General features: G+C 64.8%; 26 protein-coding genes. 8 read left to right on the top strand and 18 right to left on the bottom strand.

The window, feature by feature from the left end:
• The first annotated feature begins 63 nt into the window (after positions 1 to 63).
• From N4T19_RS21335 to N4T19_RS21310, 6 genes are all read left to right on the top strand, one after another.
• The gene (locus N4T19_RS21335; RefSeq protein ID WP_182345104.1) at positions 64 to 1,035 is read left to right on the top strand and encodes a Bug family tripartite tricarboxylate transporter substrate binding protein; all 972 of its coding nucleotides are present in this window, start codon (positions 64 to 66) and stop codon (positions 1,033 to 1,035) included.
• Complete coding sequence (locus tag N4T19_RS21330; RefSeq protein WP_182345103.1) at positions 1,032 to 1,796, top strand: sterol desaturase family protein; 765 nt, start codon at positions 1,032 to 1,034, stop codon at positions 1,794 to 1,796. The genes N4T19_RS21335 and N4T19_RS21330 overlap by 4 nt, the downstream gene beginning before the upstream one ends.
• Positions 1,797 to 1,899: 103 nt before the next feature.
• Positions 1,900 to 2,763, top strand: a complete 864-nt coding sequence (locus N4T19_RS21325) for a fatty acid desaturase (RefSeq protein ID WP_409935213.1) — start codon at positions 1,900 to 1,902, stop codon at positions 2,761 to 2,763.
• 6 nt (positions 2,764 to 2,769) lie between these two features.
• Positions 2,770 to 4,713, top strand: a complete 1,944-nt coding sequence (locus N4T19_RS21320; RefSeq protein WP_182345102.1) for an iron-containing redox enzyme family protein — start codon at positions 2,770 to 2,772, stop codon at positions 4,711 to 4,713.
• Positions 4,710 to 5,633 (top strand): DUF6999 family protein, encoded by a 924-nt coding sequence (locus N4T19_RS21315; RefSeq protein WP_260718965.1) that lies wholly within the window; start codon positions 4,710 to 4,712, stop codon positions 5,631 to 5,633. The genes N4T19_RS21320 and N4T19_RS21315 overlap by 4 nt, the downstream gene beginning before the upstream one ends.
• Positions 5,634 to 5,655: 22 nt before the next feature.
• On the top strand, positions 5,656 to 6,159 hold the full coding sequence (locus tag N4T19_RS21310) for a gamma-glutamylcyclotransferase family protein (RefSeq protein WP_260718964.1): 504 nt from the start codon (positions 5,656 to 5,658) through the stop codon (positions 6,157 to 6,159).
• Positions 6,160 to 6,177: 18 nt separating this feature from the next.
• Here N4T19_RS21310 and ureG read toward each other — a convergent pair whose 3' ends face one another.
• From ureG to N4T19_RS21270, 8 genes are read right to left on the bottom strand one after another with little or no spacing between them, the layout of a single operon-like run.
• Positions 6,178 to 6,837, bottom strand: coding sequence for an urease accessory protein UreG (gene ureG, locus N4T19_RS21305; RefSeq protein WP_260718963.1), 660 nt, complete (start codon positions 6,835 to 6,837; stop codon positions 6,178 to 6,180).
• Positions 6,834 to 7,541: an urease accessory protein UreF gene (locus tag N4T19_RS21300; RefSeq protein ID WP_260718962.1), complete on the bottom strand. Its 708-nt coding sequence runs from the start codon at positions 7,539 to 7,541 to the stop codon at positions 6,834 to 6,836. Before N4T19_RS21300 ends, ureG begins: the two co-directional genes overlap by 4 nt.
• The gene (ureE, locus tag N4T19_RS21295; RefSeq protein WP_260718961.1) at positions 7,538 to 8,113 is read right to left on the bottom strand and encodes an urease accessory protein UreE; all 576 of its coding nucleotides are present in this window, start codon (positions 8,111 to 8,113) and stop codon (positions 7,538 to 7,540) included. Before ureE ends, N4T19_RS21300 begins: the two co-directional genes overlap by 4 nt.
• A complete protein-coding gene (locus tag N4T19_RS21290) occupies positions 8,110 to 8,592 on the bottom strand; it encodes a GNAT family N-acetyltransferase (protein WP_260718960.1) in 483 nt (160 codons plus the stop codon). Before N4T19_RS21290 ends, ureE begins: the two co-directional genes overlap by 4 nt.
• A 14-nt stretch (positions 8,593 to 8,606) precedes the next feature.
• Positions 8,607 to 10,325: an urease subunit alpha gene (ureC, locus tag N4T19_RS21285; protein WP_182345097.1), complete on the bottom strand. Its 1,719-nt coding sequence runs from the start codon at positions 10,323 to 10,325 to the stop codon at positions 8,607 to 8,609.
• A 43-nt stretch (positions 10,326 to 10,368) separates the two neighbouring features.
• Positions 10,369 to 10,677 (bottom strand): urease subunit beta, encoded by a 309-nt coding sequence (locus N4T19_RS21280; protein WP_116924693.1) that lies wholly within the window; start codon positions 10,675 to 10,677, stop codon positions 10,369 to 10,371.
• Positions 10,678 to 10,691: 14 nt separating this feature from the next.
• On the bottom strand, positions 10,692 to 11,300 hold the full coding sequence (locus tag N4T19_RS21275; protein WP_116924692.1) for a HupE/UreJ family protein: 609 nt from the start codon (positions 11,298 to 11,300) through the stop codon (positions 10,692 to 10,694).
• Positions 11,301 to 11,331: 31 nt separating this feature from the next.
• Positions 11,332 to 11,634: an urease subunit gamma gene (locus tag N4T19_RS21270; protein WP_116924691.1), complete on the bottom strand. Its 303-nt coding sequence runs from the start codon at positions 11,632 to 11,634 to the stop codon at positions 11,332 to 11,334.
• 264 nt (positions 11,635 to 11,898) lie between these two features.
• Between N4T19_RS21270 and N4T19_RS21265 the strand changes: the two genes are divergently transcribed.
• Positions 11,899 to 12,729: an urease accessory protein UreD gene (locus tag N4T19_RS21265; protein ID WP_260718959.1), complete on the top strand. Its 831-nt coding sequence runs from the start codon at positions 11,899 to 11,901 to the stop codon at positions 12,727 to 12,729.
• Positions 12,730 to 12,767: 38 nt separating this feature from the next.
• Here the strand turns inward: N4T19_RS21265 and N4T19_RS21260 are convergent, their stop codons facing one another.
• Genes N4T19_RS21260 through N4T19_RS21240 form a run of 5 tightly spaced genes read right to left on the bottom strand, consistent with a single transcriptional unit; the run spans position 12,768 to position 16,957 of the window.
• Positions 12,768 to 13,376, bottom strand: coding sequence for an SCO family protein (locus N4T19_RS21260; protein ID WP_116924689.1), 609 nt, complete (start codon positions 13,374 to 13,376; stop codon positions 12,768 to 12,770).
• Positions 13,377 to 13,383: 7 nt separating this feature from the next.
• A complete protein-coding gene (gene cyoE, locus N4T19_RS21255; protein WP_409935134.1) occupies positions 13,384 to 14,283 on the bottom strand; it encodes a heme o synthase in 900 nt (299 codons plus the stop codon).
• A 33-nt stretch (positions 14,284 to 14,316) separates the two neighbouring features.
• Entirely contained in the window at positions 14,317 to 15,447 is a 1,131-nt protein-coding gene (locus N4T19_RS21250; protein ID WP_260718957.1) for a COX15/CtaA family protein, read from the bottom strand.
• Positions 15,448 to 15,459: 12 nt separating this feature from the next.
• Positions 15,460 to 16,200, bottom strand: a complete 741-nt coding sequence (locus N4T19_RS21245; protein WP_116924686.1) for an SCO family protein — start codon at positions 16,198 to 16,200, stop codon at positions 15,460 to 15,462.
• Complete coding sequence (locus N4T19_RS21240; RefSeq protein ID WP_260718956.1) at positions 16,133 to 16,957, bottom strand: SURF1 family protein; 825 nt, start codon at positions 16,955 to 16,957, stop codon at positions 16,133 to 16,135. The genes N4T19_RS21245 and N4T19_RS21240 overlap by 68 nt, the downstream gene beginning before the upstream one ends.
• 203 nt (positions 16,958 to 17,160) lie before the next feature.
• Here N4T19_RS21240 and N4T19_RS21235 point away from each other — a divergent pair, with 203 nt between their 5' ends.
• On the top strand, positions 17,161 to 17,379 hold the full coding sequence (locus N4T19_RS21235; RefSeq protein ID WP_116924685.1) for a DUF2909 domain-containing protein: 219 nt from the start codon (positions 17,161 to 17,163) through the stop codon (positions 17,377 to 17,379).
• A 26-nt stretch (positions 17,380 to 17,405) separates the two neighbouring features.
• Here N4T19_RS21235 and N4T19_RS21230 read toward each other — a convergent pair whose 3' ends face one another.
• Genes N4T19_RS21230 through ctaD form a run of 5 tightly spaced genes read right to left on the bottom strand, consistent with a single transcriptional unit; the run spans position 17,406 to position 20,951 of the window.
• Complete coding sequence (locus tag N4T19_RS21230; protein WP_182345093.1) at positions 17,406 to 18,287, bottom strand: cytochrome c oxidase subunit 3; 882 nt, start codon at positions 18,285 to 18,287, stop codon at positions 17,406 to 17,408.
• A gap of 56 nt (positions 18,288 to 18,343) precedes the next feature.
• Complete coding sequence (locus N4T19_RS21225; protein WP_021026277.1) at positions 18,344 to 18,556, bottom strand: DUF2970 domain-containing protein; 213 nt, start codon at positions 18,554 to 18,556, stop codon at positions 18,344 to 18,346.
• Positions 18,556 to 19,182, bottom strand: coding sequence for a cytochrome c oxidase assembly protein (locus tag N4T19_RS21220; protein WP_260718955.1), 627 nt, complete (start codon positions 19,180 to 19,182; stop codon positions 18,556 to 18,558). The genes N4T19_RS21225 and N4T19_RS21220 overlap by 1 nt, the downstream gene beginning before the upstream one ends.
• Positions 19,183 to 19,200: 18 nt before the next feature.
• A complete protein-coding gene (locus N4T19_RS21215) occupies positions 19,201 to 19,308 on the bottom strand; it encodes a cytochrome oxidase small assembly protein (protein WP_021026279.1) in 108 nt (35 codons plus the stop codon).
• A complete protein-coding gene (gene ctaD / locus N4T19_RS21210; protein ID WP_116924682.1) occupies positions 19,305 to 20,951 on the bottom strand; it encodes a cytochrome c oxidase subunit I in 1,647 nt (548 codons plus the stop codon). Before ctaD ends, N4T19_RS21215 begins: the two co-directional genes overlap by 4 nt.

Genomic DNA, 20,951 nt, shown 5'->3' with positions numbered 1-20,951 from the left:
CGGCGGACGTACAGACGGATAAACCTCCACCCATGCGGGCAGCCATGCGAATCTGGAGCTTTTATGCATTTTTCCCTGTCCCGCCGCTGCCTGGTGGCAGCCACTTTGGCCACCCTCGCCAGCACCGGCGCCCTGGCTGCGGACAACTGGCCGAGTAAACCCCTGCACCTGATCGTGGGCTTCCCGGCAGGATCCTCGCCTGACCTGACCGCCCGCGCGCTGGCCGAGCCGCTGGAAAAGGCCCTGGGCCAACCGATCATCGTCGAGAACAAGGTCGGGGCTGGCGGCAACATCGCCGCCGAATACGTGGCGCGCGCCACCGACGGCTACACCTTCAGCGTGATGATCAACGGCAATATGACGATTGCCAAGCTGCTCAACCCCGCGATCCGCTACGACCCGCTGACCGATCTGCAGCCTGTCGGCCTGATTGGCGTGGCCCCGCTGGTGCTGGTCGCCCCGGCCAAGGCCCCGGAGGGCAAGGCCTTTTTCGAGGCCGCCAGCCAGGCGGGCAGCAGCTGGAGCTATGGCTCACCTGGCGTGGGCACCATCGGCCACCTGGGCATGGAGCTGCTCAAGAGCCGTGCCAAGATCAAGCCCGAGCACATCCCCTACCCCGGCTACCCGCAGGTATTTAACGGCATCCAGGGCGGCGATCTGCAGCTCTCGATGCTGCCACCAGCACTGGCGATGAACCAGATCCAGGCCGGCAAGCTGCGCGGCATTGGCGTGAGCTCGGCCGCCCGCAGCCCGCTGGCTCCCGGCCTGCCCAGCCTCAAGGAGCTGGGTATTGCCAACTACGACATGGAAATCTGGAACGCCGTGGCCGCCCCCAAGGCCATGCCCAAGGCCCATGTCGACAAGCTCGCTGCGGCCGTCGGCGAGATCGTGCGCAGCCCCGAGATGCGCCAAAAGCTCGCCCTGCAGGGCTGGCAGGCGGTGGGCAGCTCGCCCGAAGGCCTGAAAAACCGCATTGATGCCGATGTGAAGGCGCTGGGCGCCATCATCAAAGAGCAGAACATCCGCGCGCAATGACGGCCGCCCAAGTCTTCTCCGACCTCAGCGCCTGGCAGGTGATGGCTTGGGGCCTGGCATTTTTCAGTGTCCTGTATGTGGCGGGTGGCCTGGGCATGACGGCGCTCACCGGCTTTCTACAACGACGCGGCATCGGCCAGGTGCTCGATACCCGGCCGCTCAAGCCCGACCAGTTGCGGCGCGAGTGGCGCCAGTCTTTCCATTCGATCCTGGTGTTTGGCCTGGGCATGGTCGTGCCCTGGGGCTTCGTGCAGTTGGGCTGGGCGCATTTTGCAGTGGCGCCCAGCGGCTGGCAAATCGCCATCGAGATCTGGGTGCTGCTGATCTGGAACGATGTGCATTTCTGGATCAACCACCGCCTGCTGCACACGCGCTGGTTCAAGCGCTTCCATGGCGACCACCACCGCTCGGTCGTCGTCACGCCTTGGTCGACCTACAGCTTTCACCCCATCGAGGCGATGATGTTGGGCAATGTGATCCTGCTGCCGATGGTGCTGCATGACTTTGCCTTCTGGTCGCTGGCCTCGGTGCCGGTGTTCAGCATCTTCCTGAACGCCGTAGGCCATGCCAATTACGACTTCTTCCCGCGCGTAGGGCCCCGCCACCCGCTGGCTGCCAGCCGCCGCCACCACCTGCACCATGCCCGGCCCGCCGGCAACTATGGCTTTGCACTGGCCTTTATGGACCGCCTGATGCGCAGCGAAGCAGACCCGCTGCCCCCGCGCCCTCCACGCCCGGCCCCAGGCCGCCCCGCTGCTTGACCCGGTTGGCATGACCCGCGACGACAGCCCGCCCCTGCCCGCCACCGCCTCCCGCACACTGCCCCGGCTGCGCCACTGGCGTGACTGGCAATCGCTGCTCTACATGCTGGCCCTGCCGCTGATCGCCACCTGGCAGTGGCAGCATGGCCTGGTCTGGTGGCTCTATCTGGTCCAGCTATTTTTGACCTTGGGCATCGGCGTCATCCACCACAACCACACGCACCTGCGCATGTGGACGGGGCCCCGCAGCCGCTGGGCCAACCGCGCCACCGACTATGCGCTGACGTTGCTGCAGGGCCACCCTACCTTTGTGTTCTGGCCCGCCCATGTGGCCAACCACCACCGCTACAAGCATGGCGAGCAGGACATCGCCCGCACCTACCGCTTTGGCGGTGACAGCAACCACCTATGGGGCTACCTGCTCCACCCGCTGCAGGCGGCCTGGGTGCTGTACCCGCTGTTCATCCGCTGGCTGGCGGGGCTGCGCCGGCGCCAGCCCGGCGCCTTTCGCTACTGCATGGGCCAGTACGCACTGTGGCTGGGCAACTGGGCGGGGCTGCTGGCGCTGGATTGGAAAAAGGCGCTGGTCTTTGTCATCCTGCCCCAGCTCCATGGCCTGCACTGGCTGCTGGCCACCAACTACCTGCAGCATGCACATGCCGATGGCCGCAAGTCCCCAAAGTCCAAAAACGATACCGACGGTGGCATGCTGAACTACGCGCGCAATTTTGAAGGCTGGGTCAACCCGCTGCTCTTTAATATTGGCCTGCACACCGCCCACCATGAATGCCCGCATGCCCACTGGTCCGCGTTGACCCGTTTGCATGCTGAAGAATACCGACACCGGGTCCACCCGGCGCTCAATGAGGCAGGCCTGTTGCCCTATATGGCACGGGTCTTTGTTGGAGGGATGGTTTGCCGATCGGCCCGCAGCCGGTCGCTGATGCCGCCTATGGAGAAAAAGTAGTCATCTATGCCAGTCGCTTATTCGCAGGTCTATATCGAATCCGCCGGTCACTTCATGCCCGGCGCCCCCATTGCCAACGACGGCATGGATGCCTATGTCGCACCACTCAACCGCCTGTCCGAACGCATCAAGCGCCGCATCCTGGCGGAAAACGGCATCCAGCAGCGCCACTACGCGATTGCGCCCGATGGCAGCACCCGCTACAGCAATGCGCAAATGGCCAAGGGCGCCATCGAAGCGGCCCTGGCGCAGGCCGCGCGGCCGCTGGCCGACATTGGCTTTCTGGCCAGCGGGTCCTCTGGCGGCGACGCGCTGATGCCCGGCTTTGCCAGCATGATCCAGGGCGAGATGGCCGCCCCGCCGATGGAGCTGCTCAGCGTGCAGGGCGTCTGCGCGGCCAGCGTGGGTGCGCTGCAAAGCGCGGCGCTGGCGGTGGAGCACGGCACGCATGCCCATGCGCTGGCGGTGGCCAGCGAGATGCCCTCGCGCCTTTTCAAGCGCTCGCGCTACGCGGGCCAGGACTACAACACCGATTTCGATGCGCACTTTTTGCGCTGGATGCTGAGCGATGGCGCCGGCGCCGTGCTGCTGGGCCAGGGCGCCGCGTTGCCCCAGCGCCCCGACCTGCGCCTCAAACTGCGCTGGACCCACCAGCGCAGCTTTGCCGGCGACTACCCGGTGTGCATGCAGCTGGGCCTCACGCATGACCGCCAGCGCAGCCACCTCGATTTCCCCTCCTGGGCCGAGGCCGAGGCCGCAGGCGCGCTGTCCCTGCGCCAGGACATCCGCCTGCTGCCCCACCTCTTCGATGTCTGCATCCACGAGTACGCCCGCATCGCCCACCAGGGCTGGCTGCCCGAGCGCGGCATTGACCATTTTCTGTGCCACTACTCGTCCGAGAAATTCATTCCCGTCGTCGATGAGCTGCTGAACAAGGCGCAGCTGTCGATCCCGCGGGAGCGCTGGTGGAGCAACCTGGCCTGGCGCGGCAATACCGGCGCGGCCTCGATTTTTGTGATGATCGCCGAATACCTGCAGACCCAGCATGAGCGCTTGAAACCCGGCGACACCATGCTGTGCTTTGTGCCCGAGTCCGGCCGCTTTACCGCTGGCTATATGCTGCTGGAGGTGGAGCGCAGCACGCCTGCTGGCACGTCTGCCACCAGCGCCAGCACCCCGGCCCAACGCGCGCCCCAGGCCGCAGCCGCTGCAGAAAGCGCGCTGATCGCCCCGCCCCATGATCCGGCCGCAGCCCCAGCGGGCCTGGCGCCCTTGCTGACCGAGCTGGCCAGCATCTGGCATGACTACCGCTCCCAGGTCTGGCGCACGCCGCTGGTGCACCGCATCCACAGCGGCCAGATCCAGCAGGCCGACTATGTGCGCTGGATGAGCCAATGGGTGCCGCAGGTGCGCGAAGGCAGCCTGTGGATGCGCGAAGGTGCCACCTCGCTCACAGGGGCCTATGCCGAGCTGGCTGCGCTGATGGGCGTGCATGCCAGCGAGGAGCAGAACGACTTCAAGATCCTGCACCAGGACTACTTGAATGCCGGGGGCACCGAAACCGACATCCAGCAGCTGCGCCGCAACCCCGGCGGCGAGGCGCTCAACAGCTACCTGCACAGCCTGGCAGCCACTCCCAACCCGATTGGCCTCCTGGGCGCCATCTACATCATTGAAGGTACGGGCCAGCGCATCGTTCCCAGCCTGCTGCCGCTGTTGCGCCAGCACCTGGCGCTGGGCCCAGAGTGCTTCCGCTTTCTGGAGTACCACGGCGCCAATGACGAAGACCACCTGGAGCGCTGGCTGCTGGCGGTGCAGATGGTGATGGCGCTGGACGAGACCGGCACCGCCGCAGCAGCGATTGCCGCGACCGCACGCCATACCTCTGCGCTCTACCTGATGCAGTTCCGGCACATTCTGGAAGCCACGGCCTCGGAGCGCGCACGATGACCGATTTTCGGGACATCCCCCACGACGAGCGCGACCCCAACCCCTGGCTCGCGCTCTACCTGGACGACAGCACGCCGCTGCCCGACCATGTCAAGGCCGCCTGGCTCAAGGATTCGAGCAGCCGCTCGCGCCAGTTTCTGTTGCCCTTCATCCGGCCGCTTGCGCGCATCAGCATCATTCTGATCCAGGTGCTCAAGGTGCTGCTGCCCAAGCGCTGGGCGCATTCCAAGCTGCTGCACCGCACCCTGGCCTTCAGCATGAACCGCTTTGTCTCGCCCGAGGCGAACTGGCTCATCATGCGCCACTTCCACCTGGGCTCGCAGATCCTGAGCTTTATCGGCGCCAATGCGCCCACGCCCGTGCCCACCAAGCCGCTGGCCCCGATGGAGATCGATGACATCAAGGACGAGCTGTTCCTGAAGCACGACCTGAACCTGTTCAACTTTGTCATCCGGCTCAACACCACGCTGCGCAGCCACGGCCAGCACATGGGCCCGGTGGCCGAGCCCGACTTTGGCATGCTCTGTGACCCGCCGCTGCAGCTGGCCGCGATGCCCCATGGCCGGCTGAACATTCTCGATCTGCAAAGCGCCATCGAGGTCTACACGCCGGTCTACCAGCTACTGCTGACCGACAACGACTTCTGGCGCGCCAGCAACTCGCTGCAGCTCGATGAAACCGTTGCCATCTATGCGGCCAAGATCCTGTCCTCGCCCGAGCACCTGGTGATGCTCAACAACAAGCACCCGCTGGTACCCCTGTCCACCCTGCGCGCCGGCCACCGCCTGGTGCTTCATGGCCTGTCCACCGAGATGCTGCACTGCCTGCTGATGCGCATGGCGACCGGCGAGACCCCACTGCCCAGCCGCGAAATCGCCAAGACCCGGCAGGCAGCCGGCCGGCCTGCGCAGGCCGGCTGATCCATACCGACCACAGCATTCGATGCAGACTCCGCCCCCAGAACACCCCATCCGCAACCCGCCCTGGCACCCCTGCGGCGCGGGCCATGTCGCCGTCTATGGCACCTTGCGTGCCGGGGGCGTCAACGACATTGCCCGGCTGCAGCCTGGCATCAGCTGCCTGGGCCGCAGCTTGCTGACCGGCACCTTGTTTGACCTGGGCTGGTACCCGGGCCTGCAGTTGCAGGGCAGCGGCCTGGTGCTCGCCGAGGTCTACCCCTTGAACGATGCGCTGGAGCAGGCGATGGACCGCATCGAAGGCATCTGGCCCCAGGATGTGGGCGAGTACACCAAGCGCGTGCTGACCCTGGATGTGAAACTAGCCGATGGCGAACAGCAGCCGCTGGAGGCACTCGTGTACGAGGCCCTGCCCCCGGCCTTGCAAGGCCGCACACAGATCAGCGCGCAGGACTGGCTGGCCTGGATTGCAGAGCAGGGACGCGATCACCCCCATACGGCTTTTAGCCTCAATACGCCCCAGAGCTGATGCCCTCGGTACGGCAACTCAGCCCAGCAGCAATCCCTGCTTTTCGATAAAGGCCACCACCTCATCGAGGCCATCGAGCGTCTTCAGGTTGGTCATCACAAAGGGTTTGGTGCCCTTGGGGCCGCTGCGCATGCGTTCGGTGTCGCTGCGCATCACCTCCAGGTTGGCGCCGACATAGGGGGCGAGATCGGTCTTGTTGATCACAAACAGATCGCTCTTGGTGATGCCGGGGCCGCCCTTGCGCGGAATCTTCTCGCCGGCCGCCACATCGATCACATAGATCGTCAGGTCCGACAGCTCGGGGCTGAAGGTGGCAGCCAGGTTGTCGCCGCCCGATTCGATAAACACGATATCGGCATCGGGAAACTGGCCCAGCATGCGGTCGATGGCTTCGAGGTTGATGGAGGCATCTTCGCGGATCGCCGTGTGCGGGCAGCCGCCCGTCTCCACCCCCATGATGCGCTCGGCTGGCAGCGCGCCGCTGACGGTCAGCAGGCGCTGGTCTTCCTTGGTGTAGATGTCGTTGGTGATGGCGATCAGGTCCCATTTGTCGCGCATGGCCTTGCACAGCATCTCCAAGATGGTGGTCTTGCCCGAGCCCACGGGCCCGCCGATACCAACGCGCAGCGGAGGCAGCTTTTTGCTGCGGTGGGGGATGTGGTGCAGTGCAGTGCTCATGATCGAAAAAGCCGTGAGTATTGGTGTTCATGCCGGGCCGAAAGAATGGCCAGCATCGGGGAAAAAGCCTGGCGCTGGTCATCGCCCAGCACCAGCGCATGCTCGGCCGCCGCCGGTATCGCCTCTGCCAGCCGCGCCAGAATGCGCTGGCCGGCACTCTGGCCCAGCGGCACGGATTTGATCGCTGCCTGCACCATGTTCTCGGCCCAGCCAAAGGCATAGGCGAGCAGCGCATCGCGCGCGCCTGCGCCTGCCAGGTGCGCGGCCAGCGCAAAGGCCAGCGGGTAGCTTGCATCCTGGCCAGCCAGCCAGGCCACCCGGGCCAGCGCTTCGCCATCATCGGCATAGCGGTTCTGCAACCAGGCCACCAGCGAGCGCCCCATCTGCTCGGTCTGCAGGCGCAGCTCGCTGCTCTCGCGCGTCTGCAGAACCCAGGCGTTGAGGGCCACCAGGCACGCACGCTCATCGCTGTGCCAGGCCTGCATGGCCTGGGCCAGCACCGCCATATCGCACCGGGCCTGGCTGAGCTGCAGCTGCTCGGCAATCCAGTCGGCCGCCTGCGCCTCGTTGCCCACCAGCGCGGCATTCACGCCCGCCTCCAGCCCCTCCGAATAGGAGAAGCCGCCGATCGGCAAAGCCGGCGAAGCCAGCCACATCAGCTGCAAAAAGCTGGCGGGTGAGAGGGTGAGGAGCGGCGTGCTCATCCGAGGTGGTGCGGATGCGGATGCGGATGGGCATGGCCATGCCCATGGTCATGGCTGTGCCCATGGCCATGCCCATGGTGGCTGTGGCCATCGTTGGTGACATGCCCGCCATAGGCGCCGCCTTCCGGCTCAAAAGGCAGTTCCGCCTCGACCACGGTCATATGCATGCTGCGCAGCATGTCGGCCAGCACATGGTCGGGTTCGATCTTGAGGTGGTCGGGCTGCAGCTCGATGGGCACATGGCGGTTGCCCAGGTGGTAGGCGGCGCGCATCAGGTCAAAAGCCGAGTCATGCTGCGCGCAAGCGCTGATATGCAGCACTTTCTGCGGCGCGGCCACCACCTGGATCACCGAGCCGTCCTCGGCCACCAGCACATCGCCTCCGCGCACGGCCTGACCGCGTGGCAGAAAAATCGCCAGCGCACGGCCGCTGCTGTCGGTGGCCGAAAAGCGCGATTTCTGGCGCACATCCCAGTCCAGCTCGACAAAGCTCGCGCGCTTGCGCAGGGCCGGTGCCAGGCCCTGGCCAGCGGGCAGGCATTTGGAGACTTGCAGCATCGCCCCGTCCGTCATGGCAGCTCCAGGCGCATAAAGCAGCTGTTCGGATCGGGCTGGTAGCTGCCAAACGGTGCGCAGGGGACAAAGCCATTGCGCGCGTAAAAACGGCGCGCCGGCGCAAAAAAGGCCTCGGTACCCGTCTCCAGGCTGATGCGCGTGGCCCCCTGCGCCCGGGCCTGGGCCAGCACATGGTCCAGCACCTGCTGGGCAGCACCTGAGCCGCGTTGCGCCGCCTCCACCCGCATCGATTTGAGCTCCAGGTGGCCGGCATCCAGGGTCTTGAGCGCGCAGGTGGCGACCAAGGCCTTGGGCTCCTGCGCAGCGGTCCAGCCGGTCCACAGCTGCAGCCCGGGCGCGCGCAGCTGCGCGGGGTCGAGCGCATGCACGCTCTCGGGCGGCGAGATACGGCGCATATCGCTCAGGTGCGCTTCCAAAAAGGCCAGCACGCGCGCGTCGGTCACGGGGTCCAGCTTGAAAATCAATGGGCTTGCCATGGGTCCTTACCGGTTCAAAACAGAAAATAACGCTGGGCCATCGGCAGGCTGCTCGCTGGCTCGCAGGTCAGCAGCTGGCCATCGGCGCGCACCGCATAGGTCTGGGCATCGACCTCCATGTGCGGCGCCAGGTCGTTGTGCACCATGTGCTGCTTTTGCAAGCCGCGTATGCCTTTGACAGCCGACAAGGTCTTGGCTAGGCCAAAGCGCTGGCCAATGCCGGCAGCCAAGCCCGCTTGCGAGACAAAGGTCAGTGAGGTCCTGGCAATCGCCCCGCCAAAGGCGCCAAACATCGGGCGGTAGTGCACCGGCTGGGGTGTCGGGATCGAGGCATTGGGGTCACCCATGGCCGCCATCGCGATAAAGCCGCCCTTGAGAATGCAGCTGGGTTTGACGCCAAAGAAGGCCGGCTTCCAGATGACGATATCGGCCCACTTGCCCACTTCGAGGCTGCCCACCTCATGGCTGATGCCATGGGCAATGGCCGGGTTGATCGTGTACTTGGCGATGTAGCGCTTGATGCGGAAGTTGTCATGCCGCTCGCTGTCGCCGGGCAAGGCGCCGCGCTGGAGCTTCATCTTGTGCGCCGTCTGCCAGGTGCGCAGGATCACCTCACCCACCCGGCCCATGGCCTGGCTGTCGGAGCTGAACATGCTGATGGCGCCAATGTCGTGCAGGATATCCTCGGCCGCAATGGTTTCCTTGCGGATGCGGCTTTCAGCAAAGGCCAGGTCCTCGGCAATCCCGGCATCAAGGTGGTGGCAGACCATCAGCATGTCCACATGCTCATCCAAGGTGTTGATCGTGTAGGGCCGCGTCGGGTTGGTCGAGCTGGGCAGCACATTGGCCTCGCCCACCACTTTCAAGATATCGGGCGCATGGCCGCCGCCCGCCCCTTCGGTGTGGAAGGTGTGGATGGTGCGGCCCTTGAACGCGGCCACCGTGTCTTCGACAAAGCCGCTTTCGTTGAGCGTATCGGTATGGATCGCCACCTGGGTGTCGGTGAGCTCGGCCACATCCAGGCAGTTGTCGATGGCCGCCGGCGTGCTGCCCCAGTCCTCGTGCAGCTTGAGGCCAATCGCGCCGGCATCGATCTGCTCATGCAGGGCCAGCGGCAGGCTGGCATTGCCCTTGCCCAGAAAGCCCAGGTTCATCGGGAAGGCATCGGCCGCCTGCAGCATGCGCTCCATGTTCCAGGCGCCGGGCGTGCAGGTGGTCGCAAAGGTGCCGGTGGCCGGGCCGGTGCCGCCACCAATCATCGTCGTCACGCCGCTGGTCAGCGCCTCTTCGATCTGCTGGGGCGCGATGAAGTGGATGTGCGTGTCGATGCCGCCAGCGGTCACGACCATGCCTTCGCAGCTGATGATCTCGGTGCCCGGGCCAATGATGATGTCCACACCCGGCTGCGTGTCCGGGTTACCGGCCTTGCCAATCGCGGCAATGCGGCCGGCCTTCAGGCCAATGTCCGCCTTGACGATGCCCCAGTGGTCGATGATCAGCGCATTGGTCAGCACCGTGTCCATCGCGCCCTGCGCACTGCTGCGCTGGCTTTGCGCCATGCCATCACGGATGGTCTTGCCACCGCCAAACTTCACCTCTTCGCCGTAGCCGCCCGCACGCAGGGTGAAGTCCTGCTCCACCTGCACGACCAGTTCGGTATCGGCCAGGCGCAGGCGGTCACCCACCGTGGGCCCATAGGTCTCTGCGTATGCGCGTCTGTCCATTGTTGCCATCAGAACCATCCTGTCTTAGAACGCTGGCACAGCATGCCGGGCTTCATTCCAGCGCCCCTTGCACCAGGCCGCGAAAACCGTAGATCTGCCGCTCGCCGCCAACATCCACCAGCTCCACCGTGCGCTGCTGGCCGGGCTCAAAGCGCACCGCCATGCCGCTGGCAATATGCAGTCGCATGCCGTGCGCCGCCTGGCGGTCGAAGCTCAGGCCGGCATTGGTCTCGGCAAAGTGGTAGTGCGACCCTACCTGGATGGGCCGGTCGCTCGCGTTGTGTACCACCAGCGTGGTGGTACGGCGCCCGGGGTTCAGCGTGTGTTCGCCCTCGTCCAGCAGCAGTTCACCTGGGATCATGGTGCCGCTCCTCGTCAGGCCAGGCGCGTCAGCATGGCCGCGCCCAAGACCGCGGTGGCCCCGCCCGCCAGCTTGGCCAGCCAGCGGTGGCGCTGCATGAGGGCCTTGCCCAGCACCATGCCGCCCACATGCAACAAGGCCGAGCCCAGCGCCATGCCCGCCAGCGCGCCCGCCGATGCCAGCGCAGAATCGGCCGCCAGCTCAAAGCCGTGGGCCGCGCCATGGAAAAACGCAAACACCCCGGCCAGCGCAGCGGCCAGCACCCAGGGCATCTGCTTTTGCACCGCCACCAGCAGGCCCAGCACCAGCACCGATGCGGCAATCATCGGCTCCACGCCGGGCACCCACAGACCGGCAAAACCTGCCAGCGCCCCCGCCACCAGCAGGGCCACAAAGGCGGCCGGTGCGCGCCAGGCGGGCGTCACCGTCAGCGCACTCCAGGCGCCCACGGCCAACATCGCGGCCATATGGTCGGCGCCAGTAAACGGATGGGCAAAGGCATGGCCAAAGCTGCTCAAAAAGCCATGGTGGCCGCCACCATCGGCGCCCACATGGGCCATGGCTGACAGCGGCAAAGCCGCAGCGGCGGTGGCCAGCGCGGCAGAGAATTTCTTGAAGTTCATAGTGGTCGAGTGCGCGAGAAAAATGGGAGGTTCAGACAATGGGCTCATGCACGGTGACGAGCTTGGTGCCATCGGGAAAGGTCGCCTCGATCTGGATATCGGCAATCATCTCGGGAATGCCCTCCATCACGTCGGCGCGCGTGAGCACCGTGCGGCCGGCGCTCATCAGTTGGGCAACGGTCTTGCCATCGCGCGCGCCCTCCATCACAAAGGCGCTGATCAGCGCCACCGCCTCGGGGTAGTTCAGCTTGAGCCCCCGGGCCAGGCGCCGCTCGGCCAGCAAGGCGGCGGTAAAGATCAGCAGCTTGTCTTTTTCGCGAGGTGTCAGTTCCATACCTAGTGCAAAGCAAGGCACATGCCAAGGGGCTACAACGGCTGGGCATGCACGCTTTCCGTGCCGCCACCCGCCCGCCTTGCACCACATGCATGCACAGCAGCCGCGCATGCACCAATTCGGCACAGACCACACCCCAGAGCAGTGCAGTTCCTGGCACGTGGCTTGCAAAAGCCCACGCATGTCTTTCGTCCCCCTGCTCCCGCTCCCGATCCCGGCCCTTGCGCCCTGCTGCCCGCCAGGCACCCACCGCCCGCCGCAGCCATGAGCTGGCATGCCCAACTAGACCTGCGCTACGGCCAGCAAGCCGGCAAGACGTCGGTGCAGTTCAGCCACGATGGCCCGCTGCGCATTCTCAAAAGCCTCTACCCCGAAGGCCCGGGCATTTGCCACAACGTGCTGGTGCACCCGCCCGGCGGCCTGGTGGGTGGCGATATGCTGGATATCTCGGTCGAGGTGGCGGCAGGCGCCCATGCGCTCGTCACCACGCCGGGCGCAACGCGCTTTTACAAGAGCAATGGCCAGCCGGCCTTGCAGCGCACCCGCCTCAAACTGCAGGCCGGCGCCCGGCTGGAATGGTTGCCGCTGGAAGCCGTTGCCTACAACGCCTGCGATGCGGCCAATGAGCTGCAGATGGAACTGGCACCGGATGCAGAGCTGCTGACCTGGGACATCACCGCGCTGGGCCTGCCGCTGGCGGGTCAGCCCTTTACCCAGGGCGTGTTTTCGCAGCACATCGCATGGCCGGGGCATTTTCTGGAACGCGGCCGTATCCGGGCCGATGATGGGCTGCTGCTCAACGCACAGCTGGGCCTGGCGGGCCAGCGCTGCCTGGGGAGTTTGATCTACGCCAGCGGCTCGCCCATCAACCGCGCGCAACGCGAAGCGCTGCTGGAGAGCACCCAGCAGCTGCTGGACGCAGGCCCAGCGGGGTTGATGGCCGGGGTGACCGCGCCGAACGAGCATATGCTGGTGCTGCGTGGCCTGGCGCCCGTGGTGGAGCCGGCGATGCAGCTGTGGAAGACGGTCTGGGGCCACTGGCGCAGCAGCCTCTGGGGCCTGCCGGCGCAGCGGCCGCGTATCTGGTCGATGTGAGTGCAGCGCTTGCCCAGCGCTGTTAAGCGTGTAAGCGCTTAAGCGCCGTCGATCAGCTGCTCGATATCTTTGGCCAGCGTTTCAACGGGGGTGCCATAGCGGCTGTACAAGCGCAGGCGCCCTTGCGGGTCAAAGATGTAGTCGCCAGCGGTATGGTCCATCGTGTAGCTGCCCGGGGTCTGGCCCTCGACCCGCTTGTAGTAGACCTTGAAGTCCTTGGCCATCTTGGCCGTTTCCTCGTCGCTGCCGCGCAGCGCCAGAAAGCTGGGGTCAAAGTTGGCGAGGTAGGCCTGCAAGATTTCGGGCGTGTCGCGCGATGGATCGACCGAGGCGAAGATCACCTGCAGCTTGTCACCCTTTGCGCCGAGCTTTTGCTTGACGGCGGCCAGGTCGCCCAAAGTGGTCGGGCAGACATCGGGGCACTGGGTAAAGCCAAAGAACACCAGCACGACCTTGCCCTTGAAGTCGGCCATGCTGCGGCGCTGGCCATGCTGGTCGGGCATGGAGAAATCCTGCCCATACTCCTTGCTGCCCGTCAGGTCGATGGCGTTGAAATCGGCCTTGGATTTGCAGGCGGTGAGGACACCGGCGGCCGAGGCCAGCATGGCCGAGCCCGCCAGCCAGCGAAGGGCATTGCGCTTGTTCATTGCAGATTTACCAGCTCACATAGTGGTCCACCAGCAGCGCCACAAACAGCAGGCTGAGGTAGACCAGCGAAAAACGGAAAGTCTTGCGCGCCAGCGCGTCGGAGTAATTGCGCCACAGCGCAAAGGCATAGCCAAAGAACCCGGCACCCAGCACGACTGCGGCCACCAGGTAGATCCAGGAGCTCATCTGGATGATGAAGGGCAGCAGGCCGGCGGCAAACAAGACCACGGTGTAGAGCAAGACCTGCACGCGGGTGTAATAGTTCCCATGCGTGACCGGCAGCATCGGCAGGCCGGACTTGCGGTAGTCCTCGACCCGGTACAGCGCCAGTGCCCAGAAGTGCGGCGGCGTCCACAGGAAGATGATCAAAAACAGCAGCAGCGCCTGGGGCGAGACATCGCCGGTCATCGCGGACCAGCCCAGCACGGGGGGCATCGCGCCCGATGCGCCACCGATCACGATGTTCTGCGGTGTCAGCGGCTTGAGGATCACCGTGTAGATGACGGCATAACCGACAAAGGTCGCAAAGGTCAGCCACATCGTGATGGCGTTGATCCAGACGATCAGAATGGCCGAGCCGGCGATGCACAGCCCGGCAGAAAACATCAGGGTCTGCAGGTTGGACAGCTCACCGCGCGCTGTGGGGCGCCAGGCGGTGCGCTTCATGCGCGCATCGATGCTTTGCTCGACCAGGCAATTGAAGGCGGCAGCGGCCCCCGCCACCAGCCAGATGCCCACACACGCGACGGCCATGCGCAGCAGCTCGGCGCCGGTGGGCACACCGGGCACGGCCAGCACCATGCCGATCAGTGCGCAAAACACAATCAGCTGCACCACCTTGGGTTTGGTCAATGCATAGAACTGCGCAAAGCGGTTCGGCATTGGCGTTGCGGCAAGTTCGGTCATCGGGGCACTCAGTCTTTGTTCCATACAGCGTCATCAACTCGCAGCACTGCGGGCAGGTTCAGGGCCCGCAGTACACCAGATCCAGGTCAGCACCACCATGATGGCGGCAGCGCCCCCGGTGTGCAAAACGGCCGCCAGCATCGGCCAGTCCAGCACCACATTCGACAGTCCCGTGGCAAATTGCAGCAGCGTCAGGCCCACCAGCCAGCGGCGCTGCTGCCGCAGCAGCGGCACCGTGCGCAGGGCCCAGCCCAGCCACAGCAAGGCGGCAATCACCAGGTAGGCAAACAGCCGGTGCATGTAGTGGATGGCCACCAGCGCTTCATAGCTGATATGCGCACCGTCGGCCAGAAAGCCCAGCGGGCGCCAGATCTGGAACCCGTCAAAGTTCATCGCCGGCCACCAGGCGCCATTGCACATGGGAAAGCTGGTGCAGGCCAGCACCGCATAGTTGGTACTGACCCAGCCACCCAGGGTCACCTGTGCAAACACCAGCAGCGCCGTGACCGCCACCAGGCCGCGCAACAGGCTCGGCACTGGGACTAACCCTAGATTATCGGCAAATTGCGTGTGGCGCGTTGCCTGCACGGTTAATAGCATCAAGAGCACGGTGCCGCCCAGCAGGTGCAAGGTGACAATCGCCGGGAACAGCTTCATCGTCACCGTCAGCGCGCCAAAGGCCCCCTGGATCAGCACCCAGACCAGGGTGACCGTCGGCCACCAGGGGCTGATCGGCTGCGGCCCGCCGCGTTTGCGCTGCAACCAGGCACTGGCCGTCAGCACAATGATGAGGCCGCCCACCGCAGTGGCCAGGTAGCGGTGGATCATCTCCACCCAGGCCTTGCCATGGGTCACCGGGCCGGTCGGCATCGCCTCCTGCGCGGCAGAGATCTCGGCATGCGCGCCAATCGGGCTGGCATTGCCGTAGCAACCGGGCCAATCCGGGCAGCCCAGGCCCGAATCAGTCAGGCGCGTGAACGCGCCAAACATCACCAGGTCAAAGGACAGGAACAGGGTCAGAACCGCGAGCACCTGCAGGCGCTTGAGCGGCGTGGCACCGCGGTGGCGCCACCAAATCCAGACGATGGGGCCCAGCGCAATGATGGCCCCGGTCAGCAACACACGCGCCAGCGGCGCGAAATCATATAAATCCTGCGATGTCATGCTAGCTATCCACTACCGCCCTTCCTTGTCCCAACTCGACGACGCACGCAGCAGCCGCTCCAGATCCTTGCGCGCCTTGGCCGCATCGGAGCGGCTGAGCTGGGCGGGAAAACGCATCATCCAGTGGCCCAGCGGGTCCACCACGTACAAATGTTCGCCCAACTGCTGGCCGGCCGCCGGCTGCAGCCACTGGGCCACCAGCGCCTGGGGCACCCGCAGCACGGTGGCCTGGTCCAGTGCCGTGCGCAAGGCTGGCGGCGGCTCGCCGTCATCGGTCACCAGCCAGACCCAGTCCAGCCGGTCCTTCTCACGGCCCAGGCTCTCGCGCAGCTGGCGCTGCAGGTAGAGGTTGTTCTGGCAGACCTCGTCGCAGGCCGCGCCCGAGGCACTCAGCAGCAACCACTGGCCCTTGAGGCTTTGCAGCTCAAAGGGCTGGCCGTCCAGGGTCTTGACCTGCGCGGCCGGAATCGTCGGCTGCTGGCCCACCAGCTCGCCAAAATTGCGCCGCCCTTCGGGACGGATCACGTAGTAGGTGAAGTAGGACGCGATCACCGGCGCCGCACAGACCAGCAGCACCAGCAGCATCTTGAGGCGGCCACTGCGCGAGCGCTCGGCCTCCTCCAGTGCGGCTTCCGCCTGCTCGGCAGGCGGCAGGCCATGCACGGTCAGGCCCAGCAGCGCCTCGTCAGCGGGCGGCGGCGCCTGGGTGGCTGCGGCGTCGAAGGACACGTCGGACAATTTGGAACCAGACATAGAGGATCGCAATCAGGCTACACAGACCAAACCATTGAAATGCATAACCATAATGCTTTTCCACGCCGCTGCCTACTACGGGCCAGTCGCGCAGCAGGCCCTCACTGGCCGGCCCGGTCTGCACCACGGTCAGTGCTGCCAAGGGCAGTCCGGTCTCCTGCGCGTAAGCATCGGTGTCGAGATTCTGCCGGATTCGGGAAACCCCTGGCTGCGCGGCGGACGTCTGCAGCTCCAAAAGGCGCGCCGGCTGGCCCGCCACCCGGCCCTGCAATTGCACGGTACCGCCAGGCGTTTGCACCTGCGGCAGCGCCAGGCGGTCTTCAAAATTGCGGGGCGCCCAGCCCCGCTGCACCAGCACGGTCTGCGGCTGGCCTGGCGCTACCGAGCCGGCCAGGCGCAGCGGTGTCAGCACATAAAAACCGGGGCGCGCCTGCATCTGGCGGTTGTCCAGGTAGACCGAGTACTGTGGCAGCCATTCGCCTCGCAGCACCACCTGGCGGTGCTGCAGGCTGGAACGCTCGGCCTCATTCATGGGTTGCAACAGGCTGGCCCCGTCCAGCGCCGGCAGGGCTGCACGCGCATCGAGCTGGGCCTGGTAGGCCAGCTTCTCATCGGCGCGGCGCAGCTGCCAGAACCCCAGCGAGGCGGTCAGCAGCATCGAGGCTGCTGCCGCAACGGTCATCAGCACAAAACGCAGCTGGGCGCGGCGCTCCGTAGGGGTCTTGGGGATGGAGGAGGAAGCAGAAGGCGCGGGCATACGCTGCTTATACCCGGTGCAGAGCGCGGCAGCCAGCAGCACGCTGGCCACAATGCTGCGAGGAGAGGCTATTGGGGTGCAGGCCGATAGCGCCCCGTCTGGCGCTGCCGCACAATGGGTTTGTTGCGCCGGGCGCCAGAGGGCCGTTCGAAGCGACTCGCAGCGCACTCCAAGAACACCGAGACCACCCTGAGGACAGCACCATGCATCTGCTCATCGCACTCGCCTTTGTCGTGATACTGGCCTGCCTGGCAGCGGCCGGGATTTTCATGCTGCGCGGCAACCAGTCCGGCGCCGGCAGCAAGCGCATGGCCTGGGCGCTGACCTTGCGCATTGCGCTGTCGGTGCTGGTGTTTGCCGGCATCTTGCTGGCCTGGAAGCTGGGCTACCTGCAGCCCCATGGCATACCGCTGGGGGCTTGAGGCCCTCGGCAGCACCCCCACCCCAACTACATCCAGTACACGAGGATATAGAGGCCCAGCCAGACCACATCGACAAAGTGCCAGTACCAGGCAGCACCCTCAAAGCCAAAGTGCTTCTTGGCGGTGAAATGGCCTTTTTGCAGCCGCAAGGTGATGACCAGCAGCATCAGCATGCCGATGAACACATGCAAGCCGTGGAAGCCCGTCAGCATGTAGAAGGTGGAACCGTAGGTGCCGGAGTTGAGCTTGAGGTTGAGCTCGGTGTAGAGGTGGAAGTACTCATAGCCCTGCACACAGAGGAAGACGATGCCCAGCACCACGGTCATCCACATGAAGCGGATGCATTTGCTGCGCTGGTCGGCCTGCAAGGCATGGTGGGCAATGGTCAAGGTAACGCCCGAGGTCAGCAGCAGCGCGGTATTGATGGTGGGAAGCCAGAAGGGCCCCACGGTCTGGAACGGCTCGACGATGCCCGCTGGCGAGGCGGTCGCGCCCATTTCCACGCTGGGCCACACGGCCTTGAAGTCGGGCCAGAGAATGGCATTGTCCAGGCTGCCCAGCGCCGGCAGCGAATGGGCACGCGCCCACCACAGCGCGGTGAAGAAGGCGCCAAAGAACATCACCTCCGAGAAGATGAACCAGCTCATGCTCCAGCGGTAGGACAGGTCGATGCGGTGGCTGTAGAGGCCCTGCTCGCTTTCGCGGATCGCATCGCCAAACCACTGGTACAGCACACACAGCCACCAGGCAATGCCGACAAAGAGCAGGTACATGCCCCAGGTGTGGCCATTGACCCAGTTGCCGGCGCCGGCAATGACAAAGCCCAGGCCAATGGCCGCCATCACCGGGTGGCGGGACTCGGCCGGAACATAGTAGTACGGTGTGGTGCCATGGGAAGTCGCACTCATCGCTGCTCCTGGTATTTCGTTTATTGATTCATTCTTCCGCTATGCCAATACTGGCATCAAACCAACCATTGCACCAGGGCCATCAACCCCAGCACAAACAGGAAGATCGCCACCAAACCCACGGCGATCACCTGCAGTGGCGTGATCTGCACGCCATCCTCTTGCCATTCCGAACCCTTGCGCACGCCCAAAAACGACCAGGCCACGGCCTTGACCGTGCGCCAGAGATTGCCCTTGCGCGGCGGTTGCGGGCCGGGCGCGCTGGCCATCAGGATGCCCCTGCCGGTGCGCCAGCACCCTGCACCGCAGGCGCCAGCACCGCCGTCGATGCAGGTGCCGCCGGGATGCGGCCACCGACCTCAAAGAAGGTGTAGGACAAGGTGATCGTCGTCACATCCTTGGACAGCTTGGGGTCGATCACAAAGGCCACCGGCCATTCCTTGCGCTCGCCCGGCTCCAAGGTGTACTGGTTGAAGCAAAAGCACTCGAGCTTGTTGAAATACGGTGCGGCCTGCTTGGGCGCATAGCTGGGAATCGCCTGGGCCGACATGCGGTGGTCCTGCTCGTTGCGGAACTCGTACATCACCGTGCTCAGCGCGCCGGGGTGCACCTGCATCGTGCGCACCGCCGGCTTGAAGCTCCAGGGCCCGCGCGCATTCGCGTCGAACTCGACGGTGATAGTGCGGCTCTCGTCGACCTGGCTGTTGAGCTTGACGTTTTTGCCGGCCGTGCCGTTGCCGGGCACATCGCGCTCAGTCAGCGCCAGGATGTTGATGCCGGTGACCTCGCAGATGCGCTTGTACAGCGGGATCAGCGCGTAGCCGAAGGCAAACATGCCAAAGGCGACCACGGCCAGCTTGCCCACCATCTTCGCGTTGTCTGCGTGTCTGCTCACCTGCTGCTCCCTGTGCTGCTAGAGCACCGTCATTTTTACGAGAAATCCGATGAAGAACGCCAGCGCGATCGACGCCAGAATCCATGCCAGTCGCCGGTTGGCCTTGCGCTGCGCCGGCGTGATCATCCAATCACCTTGGTCGCAGTGGCGTCCAGCTTGGGCGGGGTCTCAAAGGTGTGGAATGGCGCGGGCGATGGCACCTCCCACTCCAGACCCTCGGCACCTTCCCAGGGCTTTTGCGGAGCCTTCTCGCCGCGGTGGCGCATGCCGGGCCAGACCACAAAGGCGAAGAAATACACCTGCATCAGACCAAAGCCGAAGGCGCCGATCGAGGCGATCATGTTGAAGTCGGCAAACTGCATCGGGTAGTCGGCATAGCGGCGTGGCATGCCGGCCAGACCCAGAAAGTGCATCGGGAAAAAGGTGATGTTGAAGAAGATCAGCGAGCCCCAGAAGTGGATGCGGCCGCGCGACTCCGAATACATCACGCCTGTCCACTTGGGCGCCCAGTAGTAGTAGCCAGCGAACATCGAGAACAGCGAACCGGCCACCAGCACATAGTGGAAGTGCGCCACCACGTAGTAGGTGTCCTGCAGCTGGATGTCGATGGGCGCCATCGACAGGATCAGGCCGGTGAAGCCCCCCATCGTGAACACAAAGATAAAGCCCACCGAGAACAGCATCGGCGTCTCGAAGGTCATCGAGCCGCGCCACATCGTCGCCACCCAGTTGAAGATCTTCACCGCTGTGGGCACCGAGATCAGCATGGTTGCGTACATGAAGAACAGCTGGCCGGTCACCGGCATGCCGGTGGTGAACATATGGTGCGCCCAGACGATAAAGGACAGGATCGCAATCGCTGCCACCGCATAGACCATCGAGGCATAGCCAAACAGCTTCTTGCGGCTGAAGGCCGGCACGATCTGGCTGATGATGCCAAAGGCCGGCAAGATCATGATGTAGACCTCGGGGTGGCCGAAGAACCAGAAGATATGCTGGTACATCACTGGATCACCACCGCCTGCGGGGTTGAAGAAGCTGGTGCCGAAGTGGCGGTCGGTCAGGGTCATTGTGATTGCGCCAGCGAGCACCGGCATCACGGCAATCAGCAAGTAGGCGGTGATCAGCCAGGTCCAGGCGAACATCGGCATCTTCATCAAGGTCATGCCTGGCGCGCGCATGTTCAAAATAGTGACGATGATGTTGATCGAGCCCATGATGGACGAGGCGCCCATGATGTGCATCGCAAAAATGCTGGTGTCCATCGACGGACCCATTTGCAGGGTCAATGGCGCGTACAAGGTCCAGCCCGCAGCGGGCGCGCCGCCGGGCATGAAGAACGAGCCCACCAGCATCAGGCCGGCCGGGATCATCAGCCAGAAGCTGAAGTTGTTCATGCGCGCAAAGGCCATGTCGCTCGCGCCAATCTGCAGCGGCAGCATCCAGTTCGCAAAGCCGACAAAGGCCGGCATGATCGCGCCAAACACCATGATCAGCCCGTGCATCGTCGTCAGCTGGTTGAACAGCTCGGGGTTGACCAGCTGCAGCCCGGGCTGGAACAGCTCGGCACGGATCAGCAGCGCCAGCACGCCACCCACCATCAGCATGGTGAACGAGAACAGCAGGTAGAGCGTACCGATGTCCTTGTGGTTGGTGGCAAACACCCAGCGCCGCCAGCCCGTGGGCGCACCATGGTGGTGGTCGTCATGGGCATGGTCGGCGTGGCCGTGGTCGCTATGGCTGGGGTCTGTGGGGAGAACAGCGCTCAT

Source organism: Comamonas squillarum (genome assembly GCF_025309455.1).
Classification (GTDB): Bacteria; Pseudomonadota; Gammaproteobacteria; order Burkholderiales; family Burkholderiaceae_C; genus Comamonas; species Comamonas squillarum.
The sequence above is the reverse complement of the archived record's forward strand: the minus strand, read 5'-3'. Positions and strand labels throughout refer to the sequence as shown.